The organism is Pontixanthobacter sp. (assembly GCF_049682855.1).
Classification (GTDB): domain Bacteria; phylum Pseudomonadota; class Alphaproteobacteria; order Sphingomonadales; family Sphingomonadaceae; genus Pontixanthobacter.
In genome coordinates, this window is record NZ_JBAUIK010000003.1 from 25047 (window position 1) to 50885 (window position 25839).

At 58.0% G+C, this 25839-nt stretch carries 17 protein-coding genes and 1 tRNA gene; 6 read left to right on the plus strand and 12 right to left on the minus strand.

Going from position 1 to position 25839, the window contains the following annotated elements:
* Window positions 1–36 precede the first annotated feature (36 nt).
* Window positions 37–2094, minus strand: coding sequence for an ATP-dependent DNA helicase RecG (gene recG, locus WA922_RS01440; protein WP_424769901.1), 2058 nt, complete (start codon window positions 2092–2094; stop codon window positions 37–39).
* Between the two features lie 55 nt (window positions 2095–2149).
* Here recG and WA922_RS01445 point away from each other — a divergent pair, with 55 nt between their 5' ends.
* Window positions 2150–2428, plus strand: a complete 279-nt coding sequence (locus WA922_RS01445; protein WP_424769902.1) for a succinate dehydrogenase assembly factor 2 — start codon at window positions 2150–2152, stop codon at window positions 2426–2428.
* Window positions 2429–2488: 60 nt separating this feature from the next.
* Window positions 2489–5968 carry a transcription-repair coupling factor gene (gene mfd / locus WA922_RS01450; protein WP_424769903.1) on the plus strand — a complete coding sequence of 1160 codons (3480 nt, stop codon included), beginning with the start codon at window positions 2489–2491 and terminating at the stop codon, window positions 5966–5968.
* Between the two features lie 9 nt (window positions 5969–5977).
* On the opposite strand, the gene WA922_RS01455 is transcribed toward mfd, so the two are convergent.
* Window positions 5978–7309 carry an EAL domain-containing protein gene (locus WA922_RS01455; RefSeq protein ID WP_424769904.1) on the minus strand — a complete coding sequence of 444 codons (1332 nt, stop codon included), beginning with the start codon at window positions 7307–7309 and terminating at the stop codon, window positions 5978–5980.
* Between the two features lie 154 nt (window positions 7310–7463).
* On the opposite strand from WA922_RS01455, the gene WA922_RS01460 reads away from it, so the two are divergent.
* On the plus strand, window positions 7464–8252 hold the full coding sequence (locus WA922_RS01460) for an NAD kinase (RefSeq protein WP_424769905.1): 789 nt from the start codon (window positions 7464–7466) through the stop codon (window positions 8250–8252).
* A gap of 84 nt (window positions 8253–8336) precedes the next feature.
* Window positions 8337–8411, plus strand: a tRNA-Asn gene (locus WA922_RS01465).
* Window positions 8412–8468: 57 nt separating this feature from the next.
* Here the strand turns inward: WA922_RS01465 and WA922_RS01470 are convergent.
* The 3 genes from WA922_RS01470 to WA922_RS01480 all read right to left on the minus strand — a co-directional run bounded on the left by WA922_RS01470 (window position 8469) and on the right by WA922_RS01480 (window position 11947).
* On the minus strand, window positions 8469–8768 hold the full coding sequence (locus tag WA922_RS01470) for a PilZ domain-containing protein (RefSeq protein ID WP_424769906.1): 300 nt from the start codon (window positions 8766–8768) through the stop codon (window positions 8469–8471).
* A 61-nt stretch (window positions 8769–8829) separates the two neighbouring features.
* Complete coding sequence (gene secA, locus WA922_RS01475) at window positions 8830–11577, minus strand: preprotein translocase subunit SecA (protein WP_424769907.1); 2748 nt, start codon at window positions 11575–11577, stop codon at window positions 8830–8832.
* A gap of 103 nt (window positions 11578–11680) precedes the next feature.
* The gene (locus WA922_RS01480; protein WP_424769908.1) at window positions 11681–11947 is read right to left on the minus strand and encodes a hypothetical protein; all 267 of its coding nucleotides are present in this window, start codon (window positions 11945–11947) and stop codon (window positions 11681–11683) included.
* A 331-nt stretch (window positions 11948–12278) separates the two neighbouring features.
* On the opposite strand from WA922_RS01480, the gene argJ reads away from it, so the two are divergent.
* Both argJ and WA922_RS01490 read left to right on the plus strand, forming a co-directional pair.
* The gene (argJ, locus tag WA922_RS01485; protein ID WP_424770014.1) at window positions 12279–13505 is read left to right on the plus strand and encodes a bifunctional glutamate N-acetyltransferase/amino-acid acetyltransferase ArgJ; all 1227 of its coding nucleotides are present in this window, start codon (window positions 12279–12281) and stop codon (window positions 13503–13505) included.
* Entirely contained in the window at window positions 13502–14314 is an 813-nt protein-coding gene (locus WA922_RS01490; protein ID WP_424769909.1) for an inositol monophosphatase family protein, read from the plus strand. The genes argJ and WA922_RS01490 overlap by 4 nt, the downstream gene beginning before the upstream one ends.
* 24 nt (window positions 14315–14338) lie before the next feature.
* Here the strand turns inward: WA922_RS01490 and trxA are convergent, their stop codons facing one another.
* From trxA to WA922_RS01525, 7 genes are all read right to left on the minus strand, one after another.
* Window positions 14339–14659: a thioredoxin gene (gene trxA, locus WA922_RS01495; protein WP_424769910.1), complete on the minus strand. Its 321-nt coding sequence runs from the start codon at window positions 14657–14659 to the stop codon at window positions 14339–14341.
* A 122-nt stretch (window positions 14660–14781) separates the two neighbouring features.
* Window positions 14782–18252, minus strand: coding sequence for a double-strand break repair helicase AddA (gene addA, locus WA922_RS01500; RefSeq protein ID WP_424769911.1), 3471 nt, complete (start codon window positions 18250–18252; stop codon window positions 14782–14784).
* Window positions 18249–21245: a PD-(D/E)XK nuclease family protein gene (locus WA922_RS01505; RefSeq protein WP_424769912.1), complete on the minus strand. Its 2997-nt coding sequence runs from the start codon at window positions 21243–21245 to the stop codon at window positions 18249–18251. Before WA922_RS01505 ends, addA begins: the two co-directional genes overlap by 4 nt.
* Window positions 21238–21981, minus strand: a complete 744-nt coding sequence (locus WA922_RS01510; RefSeq protein ID WP_424769913.1) for a nucleotidyltransferase family protein — start codon at window positions 21979–21981, stop codon at window positions 21238–21240. The genes WA922_RS01505 and WA922_RS01510 overlap by 8 nt, the downstream gene beginning before the upstream one ends.
* The gene (locus WA922_RS01515; RefSeq protein WP_424769914.1) at window positions 21978–22967 is read right to left on the minus strand and encodes an aminoglycoside phosphotransferase family protein; all 990 of its coding nucleotides are present in this window, start codon (window positions 22965–22967) and stop codon (window positions 21978–21980) included. Before WA922_RS01515 ends, WA922_RS01510 begins: the two co-directional genes overlap by 4 nt.
* Window positions 22964–23407 (minus strand): tRNA (adenosine(37)-N6)-threonylcarbamoyltransferase complex ATPase subunit type 1 TsaE, encoded by a 444-nt coding sequence (gene tsaE / locus WA922_RS01520; protein WP_424769915.1) that lies wholly within the window; start codon window positions 23405–23407, stop codon window positions 22964–22966. The genes WA922_RS01515 and tsaE overlap by 4 nt, the downstream gene beginning before the upstream one ends.
* The gene (locus WA922_RS01525) at window positions 23404–25740 is read right to left on the minus strand and encodes a PAS-domain containing protein (protein ID WP_424770015.1); all 2337 of its coding nucleotides are present in this window, start codon (window positions 25738–25740) and stop codon (window positions 23404–23406) included. Before WA922_RS01525 ends, tsaE begins: the two co-directional genes overlap by 4 nt.
* Window positions 25741–25839 lie beyond the last annotated feature (99 nt).

Consider the following 25839-nt stretch of genomic DNA (forward strand, 5'->3'; position numbering starts at 1 on the left):
GGGCACGTCTTGTAGGCTATATGGCGGGTGAGCACTTTATCCGCCGCGTAGCATCTGGACACCCCAATCGCGTTCAAACAGATAGAGCAATATACGTGCTGCCTCGCCGCGTCTGCCCGACAGGCCGCCGTCGCGTTCGATAAGTATTTTTGCATCGGCATGCGCTTTTGGGAGCAGGCGCGTTATCTGTTCCAAGGTTGCGATCCGGAACGGGGCATCGCCTGACTGGCGTGTCCCCAGAAGCTCGCCCCCGCCGCGCAGCCGTAAATCTTCCTCTGCCAGCCGGAAACCGTCCTGCGTTTCGCGCATCAGAGCGAGCCGTTCGCGTCCTGTTTCCGACAAGGCCCCGCCGCGCAGCAGCAAGCATACCGATTTTTCCGATCCGCGTCCGATCCGCCCGCGCAGCTGGTGCAATTGTGCCAGACCGAACCGCTCAGCCTGTTCGATCACCATCAGTGTCGCCGCAGGAACATCAACACCAACCTCTATCACGGTTGTCGCCACCAGCACTTTGGCATTGCCGCTGGCGAACCGTTCCATAGCGGCGTCTTTTAGCTCTGGCTTCAATTGCCCGTGAACCAGCACGACATTCTCGCCGAACCGCTCTTTCAAGCTAGCGTAGCGCGCTTCCGCTGCGGCAATATCCTCATTCTCGTTCTCGCGGACCATCGGGCACACCCAGTAGGTCTGCTGCCCGCTGGTGATGTGCCGCTCGACCCCGGCCAAGACGTCTTCCAGGCGTTCCTGCGCGACCACCCGCGTATCGATTGGCTGGCGGCCCGGCGGCATCTCGTCAAGGCGGGAAACATCCATTTCGCCATACTGAGCCAGCGTCAGCGTGCGAGGGATAGGCGTTGCGGTCATGGCCAAAGTGTGCGGTGTCTGTTTGCCTTTACCGGTAAGCATAATCCGCTGTGCGACACCGAACCGGTGCTGCTCGTCAATCACCACCAGACCAAGGTCCTTATACGCCACGCTATCCTGAAAAATCGCGTGGGTGCCGATGACCATATCGATACTGCCATCCAGCAGACCCATCAGGATGGATTCCCGCGCCTTGCCTTTATCGCGCCCGGTCAGGAGCGCGACTTCCACCCCGGTTGGCCGTGCCATCGCGCGCAAAGTTTCAAAATGCTGCCGCGCGAGAATTTCGGTTGGCGCGAGCAGAGCCGCTTGCTTGCCCGCCTCCACCGCGATCAGCATAGCGTTGAGCGCAACGACCGTCTTGCCCGCGCCGACATCGCCCTGAAGCAAGCGCAGCATAGGCGTGTCCTGCATCATATCGCCCTCTATCTCGGCCACTGATCGCGATTGCGCACCGGTTAGGCGATAGGGCAATTCCAGCCTGTCACGCAGATGGCCGTCTCCATTCAGACGCTGTCCTTTGCGCTGGCGATTATCGGCGCGTACCAGCATCAGTGCCAGACTGTTGGCGAGCAATTCATCATAGGCCAATCGCTCGCGCGCATATTCATGCCCGCTTTTATGCGCCAGTTTCAGAGCTTCTCGCCAATCGGGCCATTTTTCTGCATCAAATTGAGCCGCTTCGATCCATTCGGGCAATTCGGGAAGTCGGTCCAGCGATTGCGCAATCAACCCCGTTATGCGCGGCTGGGTGAGCCCCTCTGACAGGGCGTAGACGGGTTCACACAGCTGGGCAAAAGTGTCGGCACTTTCGGCAATTACATGATCGGGATGCACTATCTGAAGCATTTGCCCGTATTGATCAATACGCCCGGCCACCCAGCGTTTTTCGCCCACGGGAAGCAATTTCTTGGCCGTATAGGATGCACGGCCAAAGTAAGTGACTGAACAGATATTGCCGACATCATCCTGCGCCAGCACACGGTACGGGCCGCGCCCGCTTGACCCCTTGTGCTGCGTCGGGGTGAGCGCCACGATCACGTGCTCGCCCACGCTCGCTTCATCCAGATTGCCCACTGCGCGGCGCATCACGAACCGGTCGGGTAAATGATAGGCCACATCACGCACGCGGCGCAGCCCCAGTTTCTCAAGCGGTTTCTGCATCTTGGGACCGACACCGTCCAGCGCAGAGACTTCAATAAACAGGGGATTGAGAATATCAGGCCGCATGGTGATGGCTTATAGCTTCTTGCACACAAATGGCGAGTGCCCTACCCGCGCGAATATGTCTCAAACATCCGACCTTTCCGCCCGTTTCGCTCGCGCAAAATTCCGCGCCTGGCACAGGGGCACGCGCGAGGCCGATTACATGATTGGCGGTTTTTATGACCGCTATCATGCAGGCTGGGCCGAAAGCGATCTGGAATGGTTCGAAACGCTGCTGGATGAAGACGATGTGGACGTCATGGCATGGGCGCTCAAAACACAGGCAACGCCACCGAAATATGCTGGCCCGCAGATGGAGCGGATGCAGAAGCTGGATTACGTGGAAATTCCGCGCTGATCGCCGCCGCAACTCTGACGTCTCACGGAACTACCGCGACCTGTAAAGCGTACATCCCAAATGGCTGATCTTACCCGCATTCTTTCGGCAACCGCGCCGCTGACATTGTCTTCCGTGGCGCGCGGGGCACAACCCCTGGTGCTGGCCGATCTGGCACGCGCTGCCAAAGGCCGCGCAATATTCATCGCCGCAGATGATGCCGCAATGCGCGCGATGGTCGACGCCGCAGAATTCTTCGCGCCCGAGCTGGAAGTGCTCGAATTTCCGGCATGGGACTGCCTGCCTTACGACCGCGCCAGCCCTGCCTTGTCAGTCAGCGCAAGACGCCTTGCCGCTCTGCACAGATTGCAGGCGGGAAAAAGCGGGTCGCAATTGCTGGTCACCACTGTCAATGCAGTTCTGCAACGGGTCCTGTCACCCTTCCGGATCCGCGAATCCGTACGCGCGTTTAAGCCCGGTACGCAGATCGGGCGCGATACGCTGTCCGCATTGCTCCAACGCCAGGGCTATTCGCGTGCCGATACCGTCGTCGATGCGGGCGAATATGCCGTGCGCGGGTCCATCGTCGATGTTTATCCATCCGGTCTCAACGGCGGTTTGAGGCTTGATTTCTTTGGCGATGAGCTGGAAAGCTTGCGCCTGTTCGATCCATCCACCCAGACCAGCACGGGTATTGTGAATTCGCATTTGCTGCTGCCCGCAAGCGAAGCCTTGCTGGATGAGGACAGCATCAAGCGGTTTCGCGGCAGGTACCGTGAATTATTTGGGGCAGCAGCAACTGGCGATCCATTATATCAGGCCGTAAGCGACGGACGCAGGCTGGCGGGTATGGAACACTGGCTGCCGCTATTTGAGGAAAAAATCACCACGCTGTTTGATCATTTGGGCAGTGACGACCAGATCGTAATCGATAGCGGTGCAGTACAGGCGGCGGATGAACGCCTCGCCGATATAGCCGACTATCATCAGGCCCGCATCAAAGCTGCCGGGCAAGCGGCGGGAAGCTACCGTCCGCTCCCCGCTGATGCGCTTTATCTCAGCCGCGACGAGTTCGAAACTCAGCTCACCGGTTGGCCAATGCACCGCACCGGTATTTTTGCCGAACCGGAAAGCAGAAAAACTGTCGATTTCGGATTTACGTCTGCCAGAGACTTCTCGCCCGAACGCGCGCGCAGCGACAATGTGTATGAAGCCGCCGCACAGCATTTACTGACATTGGCCCAAAGCGGCAAGAAGCCTTTGCTGGCAACCTATTCCGAAGGCAGCCGGTCACGCATTGCGTCGATCCTGAGCGAAGCCGGTGCGGACACTGTACTGGCCGATAGCTGGCAGGAAGCCTTGGGGCTGGCGGCCCGGGGCAAGCCTGCGGCAATGGTCCTGCCGCTTGATAGTGGCTTTGCCAATGACGAATTGGAGTTGATTACCGAGCAGGATATTCTTGGTGACCGGCTGGTACGCCGCAACAAACGCAAGAAGGACGCCGATGCCTTCCTGGCCGAGCTTGCCGCCCTGAGGCGCGGCGATCTGGTGGTGCACACAGAGCACGGTATCGGCAAATATCTCGGGCTGGAACCGGTCGCTGTCGGCAAAAGCCAACATGACTGTGTGATGCTGGAATATAAGGGCGGTGACAAGCTGTTTATTCCGGTTGAGAATATTGATGTTTTGTCGCGCTATGGCTCGTCTGAAGATGCCGTGATGCTGGACAGGCTTGGCGGCGAAGCATGGCAAAAGCGCCGATCGCGCCTGAAAGAGCGCATCCGGGCAATCGCGGGCGAATTGATGAAAGTTGCCGCCGAACGCGCCCTGAAAAAAGCGCCCGTGCTGGAAGCTGAAGAGGCATCCTACAACCAGTTCGTCGATAAATTCCCGTGGGAGGAAACAGATGATCAGGACCGCGCGATTGCCGATGTTCTGCGCGATCTGGAAAGCGGGCGACCGATGGACCGGCTTGTCTGCGGCGATGTAGGCTTTGGCAAGACAGAGGTTGCTCTGCGCGCCGCTTTTGTTGCCGCAATGAACGGCCAGCAAGTCGCGGTAGTTGCCCCGACTACGCTGCTGGCCCGCCAGCATTTTACCGGCTTCACCGAACGCTTTACCAATTTCCCGCTAAAAATCGGGCGGCTGTCGCGCCTTGTTCCGCCCAAGGAAATGGCCGAGACTCGCGCAGGTTTGGAAGCGGGCACTATCGACATTGTTATCGGCACCCATGCGCTACTGTCCCAAAGCACCCAGTTCAAGGATCTGGGTCTGGTCATCGTGGACGAAGAACAGCGGTTTGGCGTCACGCATAAGGAAAAGCTGAAGCAGCTGCGCGCCAATGTGCATATGCTCACGCTCACAGCGACGCCCATTCCGCGTACACTGCAGATGGCGATGTCTGGCCTGCGCGAGCTGTCCACTATTCAGACACCGCCGGTCGATCGGCTTGCCGTCCGCACCTATGTGATGGAGTGGGACGAAATGGTCATGCGCGAAGCTCTGCTGCGCGAACACCACCGCGGCGGGCAGAGCTTTATCGTTGTCCCGCGTATCGCTGATATGGCAAATGTCGAAGAATGGCTGCATAAACATGTCCCTGAAATCAAATCGATTTCCGCGCATGGGCAAATGTCGCCTGTTGAAGTCGAAAAACGGATGAGCGCCTTTTATGAAGGCAAATATGAAGTATTGCTTTCAACCACAATTGTTGAAAGCGGGCTGGATATTCCGAGCGCCAACACCATCATAATCCACCGCGCAGACCGGTTTGGACTGGCCCAGCTGTATCAATTGCGCGGACGTGTTGGCCGGTCCAAATTGCGCGCCTATGCCTATCTCACCCATCCGAAAGATCAGCAGCTGTCCGAAATTGCCGAAAAACGCCTCAAGGTTCTTGGCGATCTCGACAGCCTCGGCGCAGGTTTCCAACTGGCAAGCCATGATCTGGACATTCGCGGCGCGGGTAATCTGCTGGGAGACGAGCAGTCCGGGCATATCCGAGAGGTCGGCTTTGAATTATACCAGTCCATGCTGGAAGACGCGATCCTGGCCGCAAAAGCAGGCGAATTGGGTCTTGCGCCAGAGCGTGAGAAAGTCAGCCCACAGATTACTGTCGATGCGCCGATTATGATACCGGAGGATTACGTCCCCGATCTTGCCGTGCGTATGGCGCTGTATCGCCGTTTGAACGATGCGAAAGACAGCGCGGAAATCGAAGCGATGGCAGCAGAGATGATCGACCGGTTTGGCCCGTTACCCGATGCGACTGCCAATCTGGTGCGCCTCATCGAAATCAAGCATCAGGCCATAGCCGCCAATATTGCCAAGATTGATGTTGGTGCGCGCGGCACTCTGGTGACATTTCACAATGATGATTTTGCAGACGGACCCGGCCTGGTCGCTTATGTAGACCGGTTGAAGGATACGGCCAAACTACGGCCCGATATGAAGCTGGTTATCAACCGCGCATGGAGCGATCCAAAATCGCGGCTGAATGGACTGTTCCAATTGACCAAGGGCCTTAGCAACATCGCACGCAATGCTGGAACAAAAACTTAAGGCCTGGACCTAAGCGCCTGACAATTTGACGAATGCGGCGTGATTGAGCGGCCCGGCACCGTAGAATCCTTGATAGCCATCACATCCCTCGCGCCGGACCAGATCATGCTGTGCCTGTGTTTCAACGCCCTCCACCATGACGCTCATATCCAGCGCCCCTGCCATTGCGATAATCGCTCGCAACACAGCCAGATCACTTGCATCAGTCGCAATCCCTTCAACCATCGCCCTGTCCAGCTTGATCGTGTCTATCGGCAGAATTTTCAGATAACGGAAATTGCAGAAACCAGCCCCGAAATCATCCAGCGCGATGGAAATTCCCAACTGCTTCAGATGGCCCAATACAGCAGCGCATTGTTGCAGGTCGGCCAGCAGAACATGTTCAGTGATTTCAACAGTCAAACGCTCGGGCGAAAATCCCGTTTTCTCCAATAAACCAAGAAATTCCGGTACGAAGTTCTGCGCTGACAAATCGGCCGGAGTAATATTGATCGACAACCGTTGGCAGGCTGGCCAGCTGGCGGCATCTTTGAATGCCCGCGCAGCTATATGCCGGGATAGCTGCGCCACGTGATCGACTCGTTCCGCTATTGCAAATAACTGCGCTGCGCCGATTTTGCCCAGCTGCGGGTGTTGCCACCGGGCAAGTGCTTCTGCACCCAATATGGAGCCGCCCTGCAACGCGAATTGTGGTTGATAGACCACTTCAATCTCTTCGCGATCGATTGCGGTGAGCAGGTCAGCTTCGACATCGGCGCTACGGCGGCCCGGAATAGTCAAACCGCCATCGGCCCATACAATCCGGCGTCCCTTCAGGTTGCGGGCTTCCTCTATGGTTTCGGCGAGGCGGTCAAAAATCAGGCTCGGCCCTTCGCCAGGCGCGGGACGCATCAGTGCACATCGCGGCCAAAGGCGAAGCGCGCCTGCGGCATCCAGGCCGGTGATAGGATGCGCGATACCGTCTGCCAGCGCCTCTGCCAGCCATTGCCAACGCTCGCGGCTGCATGGTTCATGGGCAGCCAGCAGAAACTTGCCGCCACTCAACCGGGCGACAATCCAGTCACCGGCATCAAATTCGTCATCTGCAAAATGAACGATGCGTCTCGCGACTGCGATCAGAGCGCCGTCACCAGTGGCCGAACCATATGCCAGATTTACCGTATCAAACCGGCCCAATGCAATAAGCATGGTATGCACCGGCGCCGTTCGGCCCTCGGCACCTGCGCGCATTTGCCATTCTGCAAGAGTAGCATGCGCTGCATCAGCGTTCGCCAGACCAGTCAAACTGTCACGCAGTCGTGTGTCGGCGCGGCGGCGTGTTCGGGTCGCGGTGTAAGCCATGATCGTGATGTAAACAGCGCAGAGCGGTAAGGTACGGTTACTTTGGGCGCGTTGCCAAATGGCACAACTCGCCATAAAGACGTCCTGTCGTGCGCAGCGCCAGGCGAAGCCATCTTGCCTGCACCGTGCTCGCAGGAAATTTCAGGAGAGTGTGGTGAGCAGCAATCACGGCTTCAAGAAGCTCGCTTTGGCCGTATCGCCGACCGCGCAAGCCGTTGAAACGGCAACCGAACTGCGCAGTAGCCATGACTGGGTGGCGATGGAGGCGGCTGACGCATTGGTGGTACTGGGCGGCGACGGGTTTATGCTGCAAACGCTTCACGCCATGCTCGACAGCGGCAAAACCTTGCCCACGTATGGTATCAATCGCGGAACGGTTGGCTTTCTGATGAATCGCTACCGCGCGAAAGCTAAACTGCTGGAAAAGGTGAACCGGTCGCGCTCAATCGGTATTTCGCCTCTGCGGATGGAAGCCACGACCCAGGATGGCAAGTCGCAGGTTGAATATGCCATCAACGAAGTCTCCTTGCTGCGCGAAACACGCCAGACCGCTAAGATGGAGGTGTCCGTCGATGAGCGGGTACGGATACGAGAACTTGTCGGTGACGGCGTTCTGGTTGCCACACCTGCAGGCTCCACAGCCTATAATCTTTCGGCCAATGGACCGATCCTGCCGCTGGATTCAGAGCTGCTGGCTCTGACCCCTATCAGCCCGTTTCGACCGCGTCGCTGGCGCGGCGCTATCCTGCCTGATCGTTCCACCATGCGTTTCAAAGTGCACGAGCCGGACAAACGCCCGGTCGCTGCCGTGGCTGATCAGAAGGAGGTTCGCGATATTGCCGATGTTCGGGTGGAAATTGCCAGAGACCGGGAACTGACACTGCTATTTGATCCTGGTCATTCTTTGGATGAAAGGATTGTCGCTGAACAATTCATGGTGTGATAGTGCGCAGAGGGTTGCCAAATATTTCGCGCGCCCATATAGGCGCGGTCTGACGGCAGTGCGGTGTCGTTTTTTGAGAGCTGTTCCCCGATAGCTCAGCGGTAGAGTAGGTGACTGTTAATCACTTGGTCGTTGGTTCGAATCCAACTCGGGGAGCCACTCAAAACTCCATATATTCCGGTTTGATAAAGGCGGCTGTGTATGGCAGCAAACCTTTCAATATGATCCGTCGAGCGTATCGCGGATATGTTCGAACACGGGACCGTAAATCGGTTTCTCGAACTCAATGCCGGTAATCTGATCCCTGCTCCAGCGGACGGTACCAACGACAGGACCGATCGTGCCAATCCTCAGCGTGATTTCATCTCCGCTCTTAAGACGGCCGAATTTGTCGAAAAACCGGCACCCTGTTTCAGAAATCTCCAAAATGGGCACGTCGCGCGCCAAGCCCGAGCCGGTGCGGTACCGGCCCCTGACACTGATATCGAATCGTTCCGAGTTTCTGTCGTGCACCATATATCTTGCCTATAGTAAACCGATATAAAGGTTTTGCGACAGAGTTTAGTTTACATTGCCTTTACGCCGCGGCACCGTGACAGTGTTTATATTTATTGCCTGACCCACAAGGGCACTGGGCGTTCCGGCTGATGCCCATATCAGCATACGGATTGTCTTTATTCGCACCGCCCGGCCCGACTGCGGCGCGCGGGCTGCCTGCGAGCGATCCGAACATGGCCGGGCGCCGTTCCGATCCATCCCCGTCATTGGAATTATCGAGCCCGGTTAACGGATCAATATGACCGGTGAGAAAATCGGGAAGGTCAGGCAATGCATCCTGCACCGGTGGCTGCATCCGCAATTCGCTCTTGATTAAAATGCCGCTGATATCTTCACGCAGCGTGTCGAGCATTTTCTCGAACAATCCAAATGCTTCCTGCTTATATTCGTTGATCGGCTGTTTCTGTGCATAAGCGCGGAGAAAGACCACCTGGCGCAATGCATCCAATGTGGCCAGATGTTCTTTCCAATGGTGGTCCAGGCGTTCGAGGAGAATGCTTTTCTCTACCCGCGTCCAGATGGCCGGATCAGCATTGGCGATTTTCTTTTCCATAATGTCATCGACTTGCGTGCGAATACGCTCTTCGATCAATTCCGGTTCGACGGTATCCTCCTTAAGCCAGTCGCCAAGTGGCGGCGTGATGCCAAAGCGGTCGGACAGCCGCTCTTTCAAACCGTCAATATCCCACTGTTCGGGATAGGAGCCAGGCGGGCACGCTTCGCCAACCATCGCATTGACCGTATCATGCCGCATATCGACAACGACATCGCCAACCGTTTCGCTATCCATGATTTCGGCGCGTTGCTCATAAATAACGGTACGCTGGTCATTCATCACGTCATCATATTCAACGACTTGCTTACGCACATCGTAATTGCGCGCTTCAACTTTTTTCTGCGCGGTTTCGATGGCTTTGGACAGCCATTTGGAACCAATAGCCTCGCCGTCCTCAAGGTTGGAATTCATCATTCGGCTGAACAGGGTATCCGGACCGAAAATCCGCAGCAAATCATCTTCGAGGCAGAGGTAGAAGCGGCTGAGCCCCGGATCACCTTGGCGGCCCGACCGGCCGCGCAGCTGGTTATCGATCCGGCGGCTTTCATGACGCTCTGTGCCCAGAACAAACAGGCCGCCCGCCTCTTTCACCTTTTCGCGCTCGGCCAAGACCTCTTCGGTAATCCTGGCAATCGCGGCTTCGCGGTCCGGCCCTTCGGGCATGCCTTGCAATTCAGTTTCGATACGAAATTCTATGTTTCCGCCGAGCTGGATATCGGTACCACGACCCGCCATATTGGTGGCGATTGTGACGGCACCCAATCGGCCAGCCTGCGCCACAATCAAAGCCTCCCGGTCATGCTGGCGCGCATTTAGAACTTCGTGCTTTACGCCTTCATCATCGAGGAATTTGGACAGCAATTCGGATTTCTCGATGGAAACCGTACCCACCAATGTCGGCTGGCCAATTTCGGATTTTTCCGCGATGGCTTTGGCGATGGCCTTGAATTTATCTACGGTGTTTTTGTAGAACTCGTCATCCTCGTCGATCCGCTGGACCGGCTTGTTGGTCGGGATTTCGACCACGCTCATTTTGTAAATATCCCAAAACTCGCTCGCCTCGGTGGCGGCGGTACCGGTCATCCCTGACAGTTTAGGATACATGCGGAAATAATTCTGGAACGTGATCGAGGCCATAGTCTGGTTTTCGGGCTCAATCTTGACGCCTTCCTTCGCCTCTACCGCCTGATGCAAACCATTGGACCACCGGCGGCCATCCATCATCCGGCCAGTAAATTCATCAATGATCACGACCTTCTCATCTTTGACGATATAATCGGTGTCACGCTTGAACATCTTGTTCGCTTTGAGCGCCTGATCGAGATGATGAACCACCTGAGTGTTTTCAACATCATAGAGATTGTCGGTTTGCAGCAGGCCAGCGTCAATCAGCAGCTGTTCAACCTGTTCGGTGCCATCTTCAGTCCAAGTGATGTTTTTGGTTTTCTCGTCAGCCTCGTAAAAGCTCTCATCCAGCTCTTTCACAACAGCGTCAATCGAGACGTAAAGATCGGTTTTGTCTTCCGTAGGGCCAGAGATAATCAGCGGAGTCCGCGCCTCATCAATCAGGATCGAATCCACCTCGTCCACGATACCGAAATTGAACGGACGCTGGACCATGCCGCTCCGGTCATGCTTCATATTATCGCGCAGATAATCGAACCCGAATTCGTTATTGGTGCCATATGTGATGTCTGCGGCGTAGGCTTCGCGCCGCTCAAATTCACCCAGATTGGGAATGATCACACCAACGGTGAGGCCAAGCCAGCGATAAAGCTGGCCCATCCATTCGGCATCACGGCCAGCGAGATAGTCATTTACGGTGACGACGTGAACGCCCTTGCCCTCGATCGCATTGAGATAGGTTGCAAGTGTCGCCACCAGCGTTTTGCCTTCACCGGTGCGCATTTCCGATATTTCACCGCGATGCAGCACGATACCGCCAACCATCTGCGTATCGAAATGGCGCATACCCAGCACGCGGATCGATGCTTCGCGCACCGTCGCGAAGGCTTCTGGCAGAATGTCGTCCAGCGTCTTGCCATCTTGCAGCTGCGCGCGGAATTTGTCTGTCTGGCCTTTCAGTTCCTGATCGCTGAGTGCCTGGATTTGTGGTTCCAAATCGTTGATCTGGTGAACAATTTTACCCAGCGATTTTACATAACGATCATTGGAAGAACCGAATACGGATTTGACGAGTGCGTTAAACATGAAAGGTCTTTCGAAAGACAGATATAGGAAGCTACTGAGATACTCGCGGCGCAGAGCGCGCGTGCCAGGTCAGCAGATAAAACAGTGAATGGAACCGCAGAGGCTATTCGTGAGCGCGATCAATGCCCATCTGCACGGCCGGAACATGGATGGCGATTGCTTTGAAATGCTTGCAATCAGCCCGCTCAACATTCTTCCAGTTTCGGTTGCCACGTTCAGCCAGACAGGCGCGATTTATTGTCTGAACACTGCCGCTTGATTGGCCGCTTGTAACCTGTTGGCATACATCATTGACGGCAGCGGCGCTCGCAGGAGTGGCCACAGTGGCAAGGCCGGTCAAAATGGCAAGCAAGGCGAAAAAGCGGCGCATGACCGGCTATATAGGCAGGCAGGCCCGCGCCGTCTAGCGCGTAAGCAAACGACCCAGTTTGCGCCGCATCCAGGTGGTTTGCTGTCACATCTGCTGTGCAGATAACGAAGCAGGTACCCGCCACGCCGGCCGCCTTCCAGCAGCACAATCGCCGGTTGCCGGTCGGCTCAGCGCCAGGGGCTAGTAACCCAGTGCGTTGCACTGCAAAAGACGGCTGCGGCCAATATGGGTCATGCGTTCAACGGAATTTTTCACTGCTGCCAGCTCCGCGAGGCCAAAATCCTCACGCAACCGATTGCCCGCCGCGCTCTCGCTGTTTACTGAAAGCCCGATGGACCTGAAACGCTCGCCGCTCGCCCTGCCCTTCCCCGATATGCCCGATATTGACGGTGTCACACTGCGTATAGCGCGCGCGCGCTATAAGGACTGGGACCGTGCAGATCTGACTTTTGCCGAATTGTGCGAGGGCACCAGCGTTGCGGGAGTATTCACGAAAAGCGCATGCCCCTCCTCCGAAGTCGAGCTTGGGCGTGAGCACCTGAAATCCGGCTCTGCCCGCGCGCTGATCGTGAATGCGGGCAATGCGAATGCATTTACCGGTTACCGAGGACGAGAAGCCGTGGAGCAAATTATGGAACAGGTCGCTGACCGCCTTGGTTGCGCGCGCGCGCAGGTGTTTGTCTCCTCCACTGGCGTGATCGGGGTCCCTCTACCCAAGGACAAAGCCAAGGCAGGTGTTGATGCGGTTCTCACCGCCAATCCATGCGGTTGGGAAGATGCGGCCCGGGCAATTTCCACGACCGATACTTTTGCCAAAGGCGCGGCGGCGACCGCAATCGTTGATGGTAAGACGGTGCGTATCAGCGCCATCATCAAAGGCAGCGGCATGATTGCGCCCGATATGGCGACTATGCTCGGTTATATCTTTACCGATGCGGCGGTTGATCCGGCATTTTTGCAGAGCCTGCTGACCGAGATCAATGGCGCGACATTCTCCTGCATTACCGTTGATAGTGACACGTCGACCAGCGATACGGTTCTGGCGTTTGCCACTGGCAAAGCGGGTAACGCGCCCCTGACCTCTTTCGATGATGCGGGCGCGGATGCCTTTTCGGCGGCTTTCCATGATGTGTGCCGCCAATTGGCGCTGTTGGTGGTGCGCGATGGTGAAGGCGCGCAGAAACTTATCGAGATCGAAGTCACAGGCGCGGTTTCGGACAAGAGCGCGCATACGATAGGGATGTCGATCGCCAACTCACCCCTGGTTAAGACCGCCATTGCTGGCGGAGATGCCAATTGGGGCCGCGTGGTCATGGCCGTGGGCAAAGCAGGTGAACCCGCCGATAGGGACACACTCTCGATCCGCTTCGCTGACACATGGGTCGCACAAGACGGACTGGCGGTGGATTCGTATGACGAGGCGCCAATTGCGGCTCATCTGAAGGGTCAGGAAATTTCTGTCGGAGTGGATTTGGGCCTCGGCAGCGGCAAAGCGACCGTTTGGACGTGCGACCTCACCAATGGCTATATTGCCATCAACGCAGATTACCGGTCATGAATGCTCTTGATCGGCACGTTCTGCAGCTGATGCAAGATGTGGCAGCACGGGCGATTATGCCGCGATACCGCAATTTGGCCGATGGAGATGTGGTGGAGAAAGCCAAGGATGATCTCGTCACGATCGCCGATCGCGAAGCCGAAGCAATGTTGAGTGAGGGGCTATCGAAAATAGACAGTACCGCCGCAATCGTGGGAGAAGAAGCCGCTCATGCCGATCCATCGATAATGGACCGTCTGTCGGACTTATGCTGGATCATTGATCCGATTGACGGGACCAGCAATTTCGCCAGCGGCACCGGGCATTTTGCGATCATGATTGCTCTGGCAGATCAGGGCATCACCCAAGCGGGTTGGATATATGACCCCCGCCGTCAGCGTCTATGCCACGCACATCGCGGCGCCGGCGCCTTTATCGATGGTGAACATATCATCGCCCGTCCGAGCGGCAATGTTCCGCCCAGCCTGGCTGCGATGACACGCTACATGCGGACAGATCAGCGCGCGTTATTTGAGGCCGAGATCGCGCCGCATTATACGCTGGTCGCCGCCCCTGGATGCGCTGCGGAGCAATATCCGCTGACCGTGCTGGGCGAGCATGATCTGGCGATTTATGAAAGAACCTTGCCGTGGGATCATGCCGCCGGATGCCTGTTCGTAAATGAATCGGGTGGGGTGTGTTTGCGTCCTGACGGGTCCCAATACCGCGTCGATAGCGGCCGCAAAGGTATGATAGGCAGCGCGACAGTGTCACTGTTTGAAGAGCTGGCGGCGCGTTTGACGGCGACGGGTTATATGCCCGCCGCCTGAACTATCCGGACTGGCCAGTGCTGCTTACAATTCGCCTTCAAGCCAGCTTTTCAGCTGACTTTTTGGTGCAGCGCCCAATTTTTGGGAAACCGCCTTACCGTCTTTGAACAGCACCATTAGCGGGATCGACTGCACGCCGATCTCGCCCGGGATCCCGGTGTTTTCCATAATGTCCATCTTGGCGATCTTCACTTTGCCAGACAGTTCGTCGCTTATCTCTTCCAGCGAGGGGCCGATCATTTTGCACGGTCCGCACCATTCGGCCCAGAAATCAACCAGAACGGGTGTATCAGACTCAAGCACGTCGGCTTTGAAGCTATCATCGGTGACGTTGAATGTCGCCATGGGGATTCTCCTGTTTCACTCAGCCCCTATTTAAGGATGAATGCGTTATGCTCAACGGGATCGCTCGCATAGCTTTGCTGCGTTGTGGACAAATCAAAATTGCCGCGTAGCAATGCAACCTGCTATTCCCGGCGCGGTGCATGGGCGGCGAGCAGCTCTGCCGGTAAAGCGATCAGCACTGGCGATTGGGTATACAGTACCGCAGCATTAATGGCCCGCCCCGGATATATCGCGCCCAGCGCCGCTGCATAGGCAGCCATTTGGCGAATGGTGGTTGCGGGAATCTGCGCCAGCTGCGCCGGTGGTTTGCGGGCAGTTTTGTAATCGACCACAGTCACTGTATCCTGTGTCACCAGCAGGCGGTCGGCAATGCCAGCGACAACCTGCCCCCCGATGGTGGCTGCCAGGGGAATTTCTGCAAGCGAATTTGGTCCGAAAATTTCGATGAAGGCCGGGTCTTCCAGCACTGTGATCGCTGCGCTGATGGCCTCTTCGCGTTGCGCATCGGTCCAACCGGGCTCCTGCTGTGCCAGCCACGCCTTTGCACGCGGGCGTCTTTGTGCCGGAGCGATGTCGGGCAATCGTTCGAGCAAGCTATGGATCAGCACACCGCGCCGTGCAGCATTCTCCGCCGTATCAGCGGGAAAAGGCGGGTCAGCAGCCTGATCCTCGCCAGCAGAAGACGGAGCCAAGGGCCGCGGCGGGCGCGGTTCCGGCCCAATCGGGGTCAGCGCCCAGTTCGGCAGCGCACGCGCCTGATGATCGGCTGCTTGCGCAGGTTCCAGCAGTATTGCTGGCGGGCGCTGCCCGGACACCTGCCGCGAACCGAAAATGGGATCATCTATCATCCCGCCATCGAACAGCGGCGCAAGCCGGGCATACCAGCTATCATGCGCAGGCTCATCCTCCTGCTTGCCCAGCGCACCACCAATGAACAGCGCCTCTTCGGCTCTGGTCATCGCGACATACAGCAATCGCCAATGCTCCTGCCGCTCCTCCGCTTTCGCAGCTTCCTCCGCCATCAGGATCGGCGCGGTTTTTTCAGCGCCTTTTATCGACGGGAGCGGAATTTCCCGTGCATCGCCGCCAATAATACTGTCTTGCAATGTCAGGCCCCGAACTGACGCGCTATCGGGATTGCCGGTCGCATCAGCAAGAATGACTATGGGCGATTGCAGCCCTTTTGATCCGTGGACTGTCATCACCCGGACAAGGCCCTCACTTGCACCGGATTCACGCTTCAGCTCACCTTCGCCAGCATCGAACCAATGGATGAAACCCTGCAAACTGGCAGTATGGGCAGACGTAAAATTGAGCGCAGCATTAAGCAGCTCGTCGATCGGATCATTGGCCTCCCGCCCTAGCCGCGCGACCAGTTTCTTACGGCCCTGCCACGGACCGGCCAGTACCCAGTGGAGCAAAGCCTGCGGGGGTTCAAAATCGGCCAGCCTGAGTAACTCGCGCAACCTATCGGACGTTTCGGCAGCGCGGGGATGATCCGATTCGCGAATATGATCCCATAGCCGGACATGCTTGTCGCGATATCCATGCGCCAACAGATCATCCTGCGACCATCCCAAGAGCGGCGACACCAGAAGGTTGGCGAGGCTCAGATCATCCAGCGGTTGCGCGGCAAACCGGATTGCCGCCATCAAATCCTTTACGGCCAGCGGCGCACCGAGCCGCAACCGGTCTACCCCCGCCACTGGAACGCCTTTGGCATGCAACCGGGCCACGATCAGCCCGGCAAGTTCGCGCCGTTTGCGCACCAGAACCATTATATCCCCCGGCCCGGCGTTGCGTTTGCTGCCCTTGACCAGAGGATAACCTGCGCTCAGCCAATCGGCGATCTGCGCTGCCACCCGGTCAGCCATGCGCCGTTCGGGCGCAGAGATCCACGTCTCGCTATCGGTCCCGTCCCCATCAACTGCGGCATCATCACCGACTGCCGGTACGGGCGCCCAGAGCACGACCTCGCCAGCGCGCGCGTCGCCGCTATGCCGCTCTGGCTTTTGCGCGAGTCCAAACGCCTCAAAACCAATCGCGCCGATGGCGGCATCGACAAAATCGAGAACTGGCTGCGCAGTGCGGAACGACCGTCCCAGCCCCAGAGTCTTCAGCTTTCTTGCAGAGAGCCGTTCGCGCAACTGATCGGCATTGGTCGCCGCCGCAGCCATTTCAGCACTGAACTGTTTGCGCGCAATCTCAAAATTTTCCGGGCTGGTGCCCTGAAAGCGAAAAATTGCCTGTTTGTAGTCCCCCACGACGAATATCGTCCGTAAAACATCGTCGCGCTGGCCTTTGCCTGTAAAGAAATCACCGGTCAGCGCGCGGATGATGGACCATTGCGCTTCATTGGTATCCTGCGCTTCGTCGATCAGAATATGGTCAAACTGGCGGTCCAGCTTGTAACGGATCCATTCGGCCATATCGGACCGTCCCAGCAGAGCTGCCGCGCGGCGGATCTGGTCATCGAAATCGATCAGCCCTTCGCGCGTCTTCGCTGCATCCCAGCGCAGTGCAAAACGGCGGCCGATCCGCAATGCCGGTGTCAGCCATTCCGCCAGATTCAGTGCCAATTGCAATTGGCGGACGGTGCGGATCGACAGCAGAACACGGCCCGCGTTTTCAGCATAGGCGGGATCGATTTTCTCCAGCGATTTAAGCGAGCGCGGATCGTCTTTCTGGGTGAACAGCGCCTGCTGCACCTCATCCAGCTGGCGGACCCGCGATACTGTACCGGATGCGAGCCAGTGTGCCGCCGCATCCGCTGCGGCAAGGCCGTTTTTGGTGCCCCATTGGGCATTGATTGCAGCGCAGGCGCTAAGCGCCGCCACATCAAATTCCGCATCACTGCAAAGCTGCGCCAATTGCTCGGGCCCGGCACCTGCCGATAATCCAATCAACGCCCTGACACGCGGCTCCAAATCATCTTGCCAGGCGCCTTGGCCAAACCAAACCTCACGCGCATCGGCGCAGCGCATCAGCCATGCCTTGGCGCCATCCGCGCCCATCCGGATGCTGAGCATGGCGAGCGCACCCGGCAGATCCGTCTCACCGGCCTTATCCCATTCCAGCAGCATATCAGCGAGCACTTGATGACTCAAAATATCGCGGTCGCGGTCCTCCATCGCCTTGCTGCCCGGCGCAAGATTGGCTTCCTCCGGGAAGGCTGCCAGCAACCACTGCGAAAAGGCATGGATCGTATCAATTCGCAATCCGCCACCAGCACAATCGAGTACATTGGCAAACAGGCTGCGCGCGCGGCTGAGAGTTGCATCGTCGGTTGGCGCACCGATCGCGGTCAGGTCTGCGAACAAAGCCTCTGGTGCCATCCGCACCCAGTTGGCGAGTACATCGGTGACCCGTGTCGCCATTTCGGCAGCGCCTGCCTTAGTAAACGTAAGACACAATATTTGCGACGGTTCGACACCCTTGGTCAGCAGCAGCCGCAAGACACGCGCCGAAAGAACCTGCGTCTTGCCCGTCCCTGCGGACGCGGAAAGCCAGACGTTGTCCTGCGGGTCGACTGCCTCGGCCTGGCTGTGCTTCAGCGGATATACGCGCCCTGATGCGGCTCGCGATGCGCTCATTGCTCGCGCCCCATCCACTCGTCAAGCCGCATCAATTGGTCATATGTGTTGTAAACTTTCGCATCCGGATTCGCGCGGGCAGTGAACGGGGCCGCACCTAAAATCCACGCGTCCAACGCGTCGTGCAGATATTTCTCCGCCATTGGGAGAAAATCCTCCGGGTCGAGCTTGCTCTTATTATTGGCCGTCTTTACCGGGCTGGATACATAGCCGAAACCGCTATCGCTCTTGTCGCTTTTGCCAAGCGACCAGTATTCAAACGCAGAAACCTGCCCCTGCAATTTCTCAAAACCGCCCCGCTCCGCCATCAGGCCGATCGTGCCCAACTGCAGGGCGTATCCTGCCGCCACTTCTTTGGCCGAAGGCGGCCTACCAGTTTTATAGTCAATGATCGCCAATCTGCCGTCGGGGAGCCGGTCAATCCGGTCAGCCTTGCCGAAAATCTCGACACCTTTGACCGTCAGTCGCCCCCACTCCTCGATCAGGGCTGGAGTGCGTCCGTCCGCAGCGGCGATGCTGTTCTGAACCCATTCTAATGCCCGCATCAACCGGGGTTGCCACAATGCCCGCATCAAGGGGTGCGCATTGATCTGACGCAACACATCATCCGCGATGGCCGCGATATTGCCGCCCGTTTCATGCCATCTCTGCAATATTTCATGCGCCAGGATACCTTGCCAGGCTGGCGACGGCTCCGCATCCAGCGCATCCAGGTCGGGCAGATTCAAGATTGAACGCGCGTAGAATTGGTATGGGTCAGAGCGCAGCCGGTCGAGCGCGGTCACACTGATTTTCTGTTTGCGCTGTTCGGGTGAGGGAAGCGGCATAGGTACGGGATATCGCTCTGCCGGTGCGGCCGCGTCCAATGCTCTGGCCCATGCCAGAGTATCCGTATCGCGAATACGGCGCACCTGATCATCGCCCAGCAATGCCTTGATCCGCAGAAGGAATCGCGAGGCGATTGTCGGCCCTGATATATCGCGCTCTGCCCTGCTCAAAACCACCTGTGGTGCGCCCAAGGCACCTGCCAGGTCGTGTGCGGCCAACCCGATACGGAAATCAGCGCCGGGCACGCCCAGAGCGCGCAAGACAGGCGGCGCGAGCAGCGGGTCGGTTGCCGGAGTGCCCGGCCAGCTTCCTTCGTTCAACCCTGCGCATATCACCAGATCGGCCCGGCTCATCCGCGCTTCCAGCAGCCCGAAAATCGCCACCCGAGGATGGCCGCCATAGGGCGGGCGCACGGCGATATTATCCATCACATCGCGTAAAATCGGGCGCAGTTCTTGCGGTTCTATCACGGTTCCAACGGTCTGCGCGTGACGCCTGACATCGTCGATCATCGCGGCCAAAGCACGCCCGTCTTCCCTGGACCAAACGGCGTTCCCGCAAAGAGATTCAGCCGCTGATCTCAGCAGATCAAGCGTCTCAGACAGCGGTAGATGATCGGGCGTATTCACAATCGGTTGCAAAATCGCGGAAACGCTTTGCCACCATTTGGCCACCTGCGCCTTGTCTGCGGCGGGGTTCAGCGCAGCCAGGCCAGGTTCCTTGCGCGGCCCGCGCAATGCCAGTTCGAACGCGCGCGCCGCGCCGAGCCATACACCGCGCTGCTGCCCGCCATTTACCAAGGGGTGTTCCAGCAAGGCCATTAGCGGAACCGGCGCCGCGCCAAGTTCCATAATTTCTGCAAGCAGTAAAAGCACTCTGCCCGCTGGAGTCGCGGACAGCTCCCGCCCGGCAGAGTCATCCGCCTCTATGTGCCAGCGCCGCAGATGTTGGACAATCCGCTGCGCCAATCCGCGATCGGGCGTAACCACATTGACGCGGCGCTCCGGCGTCTCAAGCGCCTGACGGACCAACAGAGCGACCGCCTGTGCTTCCTCTTCCGGACCCGTACTTTCGATAATCTGTACACCGGACAGGCGGCGCTTTTCTGGCGGCAAGCCGACCCAGCTTTTGCTGGCTTCGGGCGGCAGGAACACATTGGAAATGGCATAGCTGCGTTCCGGTGGCGCAGCCGACAGGCCTCTGCGGTGCCATTGCTGTACTTCGCCCCGCGCTATGCCCATCCGGTTAAGCAGCAACTTGAGGTGGTATTGCGGATGAGTGACAGCATCACCTTTGCCAAATACAGCTGCGCCCTCAGCTTCGCCCGAATGCTCGCCCGCATGTCCAGCGCCGCTCTGCGGATCGCCAGCTGCGCCCAATTCTTCCCACACCGTATCATCCAATGCGAGATCAAGATCAGGCAGCACCACGCTGCTATCGGGCAATTGGCTGACGACTTTGAGCAACCGCGCCAAGGCCGGGGACGCGCTGGTCACACCGGCGGCGACGATCGGGTTTGCCGGGGGCGCGGCCGTCCATTGCCGCGCTGCGAAATCGAACAATCTGTTGCGCCGCGCTGCTGCGTCAAGCGCGCCCTGTTCTGCCAATTCGCTGTGCCAGCGCACTTGCACTTTTGCGAACAGATGCAAACTGTCCTGCCAATGCTGTGCCAGATCTTCGCGCAAGCCGAGAATTTTTGCGTCAAGCAGATCAGCCGGAGCGATATCTTCCACCAACAGCCGGTCCATCGTGGCCGTAATATCGCGTGCCTGACGCAGAACTATCGAATGCGCAGGTGCCTCATCGTCCTGTTCCTGCGCCAGCAACTGCGCCAGTCTGAGCCAGCGATGCGTGGGATCTATCGCGCGCGGAATATCTGTCGCGCCCAGCGGGTCAAGCAATGGACCCAGAGCCTCCACCAGATCCAAATCACCCACCGCAACCATGCGCGGCATCAGCAAGCCTGCATGACCATTCGCGCCGTAATGGCGGATGAAGGCTTCGCTGATCGCCCGAATGGCCCGCGAGCTCGGCAATAGCAGAGTCAGTTGGGCCAGGCCAAAATCGGGATCGGCATAACGGGGCACCAGACCAGCAACCAGGGCATCGGCAAAACCGCGATGTGCGGCGATAGAGTATACGCTGGGCGCAGCCGCATCAGCCACGCCGTAACGCCTCTTCGGTTGGGGCGATGGCTTCGGGCGTGCCAACTTCGAACCAGCGGCCGGTAAAGGCGGTGCCGAACAATCGGCCTTCCTCTATTGCGCGGTCCCACAGGATGTTGGTCGAAAAAGAACCCGCTGGCGCGTCACGCAGAAGCCGGTGCGATACCAGTTGAATCCCGGTATAGATAAAGGGCGCAATCCGGCCGGACCGCCGCCGGGATACAGCGCCAACTGCATCCATATGGAAATCACCCTTGCCACGAAAATTGAGAGCACTGGCATGCGGCACCAACAACAAAAGCGCATCCATCCGGTCTGCATCCCACCGGGCTGACAGATCGTGAAATGCATCCCGCGGTCCGTCGAGCCAGATATTGTCCGCATTAAGGCAGAAAAACGGATCAGCCAGCCCGGCCTGCGCCTTCACCATGCCGCCGCCGGTTTCAAGCAGCACATCACGTTCGTCAGAAATGCTGACGGCTGGCGCATGGCGTTCTTTTACATGGGCTTCCAGCGCGTCTGCCAGATAGTGTACGTTGACGATTGCTCGGCCCACACCCGCCGCCTGCAACCGGTCCAGCGCGTGATCAATCAACGGCTTCCCCGCCACCCGTACCAGAGGTTTGGGCTGTGATGCCGTAAGCGGCCGCATGCGCTTACCCAGCCCGGCGGCCATAATCATCGCGCAATCACTGGCCAGTACGGTATTGGCAGACTTTGTCCGAACATCGCTCATTGGGGCCGGCCCCCATTGGCCCGACGGATCGCGGCCGGGATATTGGCATCAAACCACTCCGCGACAGGTGCCAGGGCGGGATGCTGTAAATCCCGCTCCATCGCGCGCCATACGCGGGGGATCATATCAAGATAGCGCGGCTTGCCATCGCGTTTGTAGAGGCGGGTGAATATACCGACGATTTTCGCATTACGCTGCGCGCCGAGCACTGCGTAATCAGCTTCAAAATCTGCCTGTGGCCGGGCATTGCTGATATAGTGATCCAGCATCGCCCGCTCCATATCCTGGCTTACATCGCGGCGGGCATCTTGTAACAAGGACACAAGATCATAGGCCGGATGGCCTGCCAGCGCATCCTGAAAATCGATCAATCCCTGCGCGCCAGCGCCGTCGCTCGCGGGGTCAATCAGCATGATATTCTCTGCATGATAGTCACGCAGAACAGTCACGCCCGCGCCTTGCCGCCGAATGAGCGGCGGCAGGACGGCATCCCAGGCTGCGGCATAGCCCGCCGCATCGACATAAAGCTGCATCGCCGGGCAGTACCACTGGGTCAGCAACGCTGCTTCGCGCTGATAGGTGGGTATGTCATAGGCTGGAAACGGACCTGCAGGCGCGCTGTGCAGGGGTAACAACGCATCGATTGCAACCATGTAGGACTGCGTTTCTGCGGCGGGATCATCATCCAGCCAATCGCGCATCCGGTTATCGCCAAAATCTTCGATGAGTACCCAGCCCGCTGCGGCATCGTCGGCATAAATCTCTGGCGCGCGGTGGCCGTTTGCCAATAACCAGCGAGCGACATGCAGAAATGGCTTCGGATCCTCTTCGGGCGGCGGGGCAAACATCAGCATGGCTGAGCGTCGACCGCACCTGATACGGAAGTAACGGCGGAACGAAGCATCGCCTGGAATGGGGTCAATATTCGCATTCCCCCATCCGGCGCGGGTCAGGAAAGAATCGATACCGTCGGGTAAATCACTCATAAGGTGCGGTTTAGCCAATCCACGCCGTAACCGGCAATCGCCATCCGCCCGTCATCCGCATTTTCCAGTGTAATCGACAGGCAGGCCCGTTCATGCGCGAAGCCGCCCGCATGATCGGGCCACTCGGCCAATAACGCAGCGCCGCTGCGATAATCGTCCAGGCCGATTTCGTCAGCCTCAGCAGGGTCTTTCAATCGATAGAAATCAGCATGGACCAGCGGCATGGAAACAGCCGGGGGATCATAGGTTTCGATAATGGTAAATGTTGGCGACGGGACTTCATCGCTATAGCCCAGACTGCGAATTATCGCGCGCGCCAGAGTGGTTTTTCCTGCCCCCAACCCTCCGGTAAGCGCCACCACATCCCCTGCGCGCAGGCGTTGGGCAATCCTCGCGCCGAGCGCATCGACCGCAGAAAGATCGGGCAGCGCAATAATCACGGCAGTTCGATTGTGGCGGTTGTGCCCTCACCCTTGCGCGACAAAATTGACAGCGTACCGCCATGCGCTTCGATCAATTGCTGCGCCAGCGGAATGCCCAGACCCTGTTTGGCAATGCTCGTTCCCGCCTCTGCTGAAAAACCCATCGCACGTTCCAGTTCTTGCCGCGTCATCCCCGCTCCGCTGTCGGAAATAACAATTTGCGACACGCCTTTCTGTTTCGCCAAAGCCACCAAAATCTTGCCGCCTTGGGGCGTCGCAGCAATCGCATTATCCAGCAATTGTCCAATCGCCCGACCCAGTTGGCGTTGATCGGCATCAAATTTTCCGCTGACCCTGCTGCCACGCAAATCCAGCGATATACCGCCATCGGCAATCGCTTTTTCCCGTTTACGCACGACTTCGGTTATGAACGGCAGCATATCGAGACGTTTTTTATTGAGAGGAAGCAACCCTGCTTCGCTTTGCGACAGATCCAGCACATTTTCCACTTGGTCAGTCAACCGCGCGACCGACTCGAGAATGGCGGTTACATATTCCTGCCCCTGCTCGCTCAATTCACCGGCAACACCCGCACCCAGCAGCTCCGCAAACCCGCCAATTGAGGTAAGCGGAGTGCGCAATTCATATGACATATTGGCCAGGAAACGCGTTTTCACATCATCCGCAGCTTCCAGAGCCTGGTTACGCTCCTTAAGCGCCGTTTCGGCGTTTTGCGATGCAGTGATATCGAGCACAGTCAGCAATCCGTTACCATCGGGTAACGGAACGCCGGCAAATTCGAGCGTGCGGCCATCGGCGAGCGCGAGCCGCCCGCCCTTCTCCTTGCGGTCGAGCGTCGCGGCGCGGATCGCTTCGCCGATGGCTTTGGCTTGTTTTGGCCTGGCCAGATTTGGCGCGATAGCATCGAGCAACTGTTCCGCCAGTGGATGTGTATCCAGCGTTTCGGCATCAAGCCCCCAAGTGCCCGCAAAACTCCGGTTCCATAATTGTAAATGCCCATCCGGCGCAAACACTGCCAAGGCTTCGAACAGGCTGTCAAACGTCGCGGTCCGCGTGCGTAGCAAAGTGTCACGCGTCGCCGACAGAGCCAGCTGTTCGGTTCTGTCTTCCGCAATCAGCACCAACCCGCCATCGGGCATGGGTTGGGCAATAATCCGCAAATGCGTACCGTCGGAGAGCGGCCATGCCTCCTCTTGAGTGGTACCGGCGGAGAACCACTCGACATGTTCCGCGCGCCATAGCGGAAAATCGCGTACTTCAGGCGTCTTCCCGTTTTCACGCGCATCGCTCAGCAAACGCTCAAAAGCCAGACCTTGTGCAACAGCGCCCGAATGGAGCGCAAATTTGCGGCGGAATGGCTGGTTGGCAAACACCAGCTTCCGGCTGGCATCGAACTGTCCGACGCCGATCGATAATTGATCAAGCATGGACCGCTGGGCATCGCGGAATGCGCGGTTCTGTCTGGACTGCTCCTCCATTTCCTCAATATCGACAGCATATCCGGCAATGCCTTCATCGGCGAGCGGCAGATCGCTGACTTTCACGCTGCGCCGCTGGCCATCGATGGTCGCTGAAACATTACGCTCTATCGGCATTTTCTGTGCCGCCGCTTGCGACGCTATTTGCGCGGCGGTCAGGCCGTCCACCGATTCAATCAGTTCCGCCTGATCCGCGATAACCGCTTCGGCGCTATCCGCCCCGATAGCGCGGACATAGGCCTGATTGACCAGCCGCAGCTTGGCATCGGTACCGCGAAACCACATTGGCATTGGAGCCGCTTCGATTATGCCTACCAACGCGCCGAAATCACCTTTGGCCCGCGCAGCCTCTTCTCGAAGACGGCTCAGCTCGCTCTCGCTCTCGCTAAAATCAAATATCCACACCAGCGCCGAACCGCCAGGAGACACTTGCGGGTCCGCCAAAACACCGCGCAGAGCAAGGCTTCGCTGCGATCCTGGCGGAGTGAGCGCCATTCGAAATGGCGCTGCCGTCTTTTGTACGCGGCGGATATTGTCCATGAGCTCGGCAAGCTGCTCTGCCGACAGGCCCTTGCCTTCACCCGCATCCAGTTCGGTCAGATATTCGGGCAGATATTCCAGTCCAATCCAACCTGCCAACCGGTCAGAACCCTCAATCCGGCCATCGGTCCGCACGATGAGCGGAATGGCAGGCGCCTCGTCAATCATTCGCGCCATTCGCCGTGCCGCTTTACGGCTACTCTCGGCCTTGCGCATTTTCCCACCGGCGGCGATCATCATCCACGCGGCCGCGACGACCCATGCGGATAAGACCAACCCGATTATGACCAAAGTAGGCTGCGAGAATTCCATATCAATCCAGCTATGCGCCGCGCCGTCATGTTGCAATGCCGTTTAATCCTGCGTCGCAGATAAAACCGGAATTTGAAAAAGAACAGGCGCTGTTCCTGA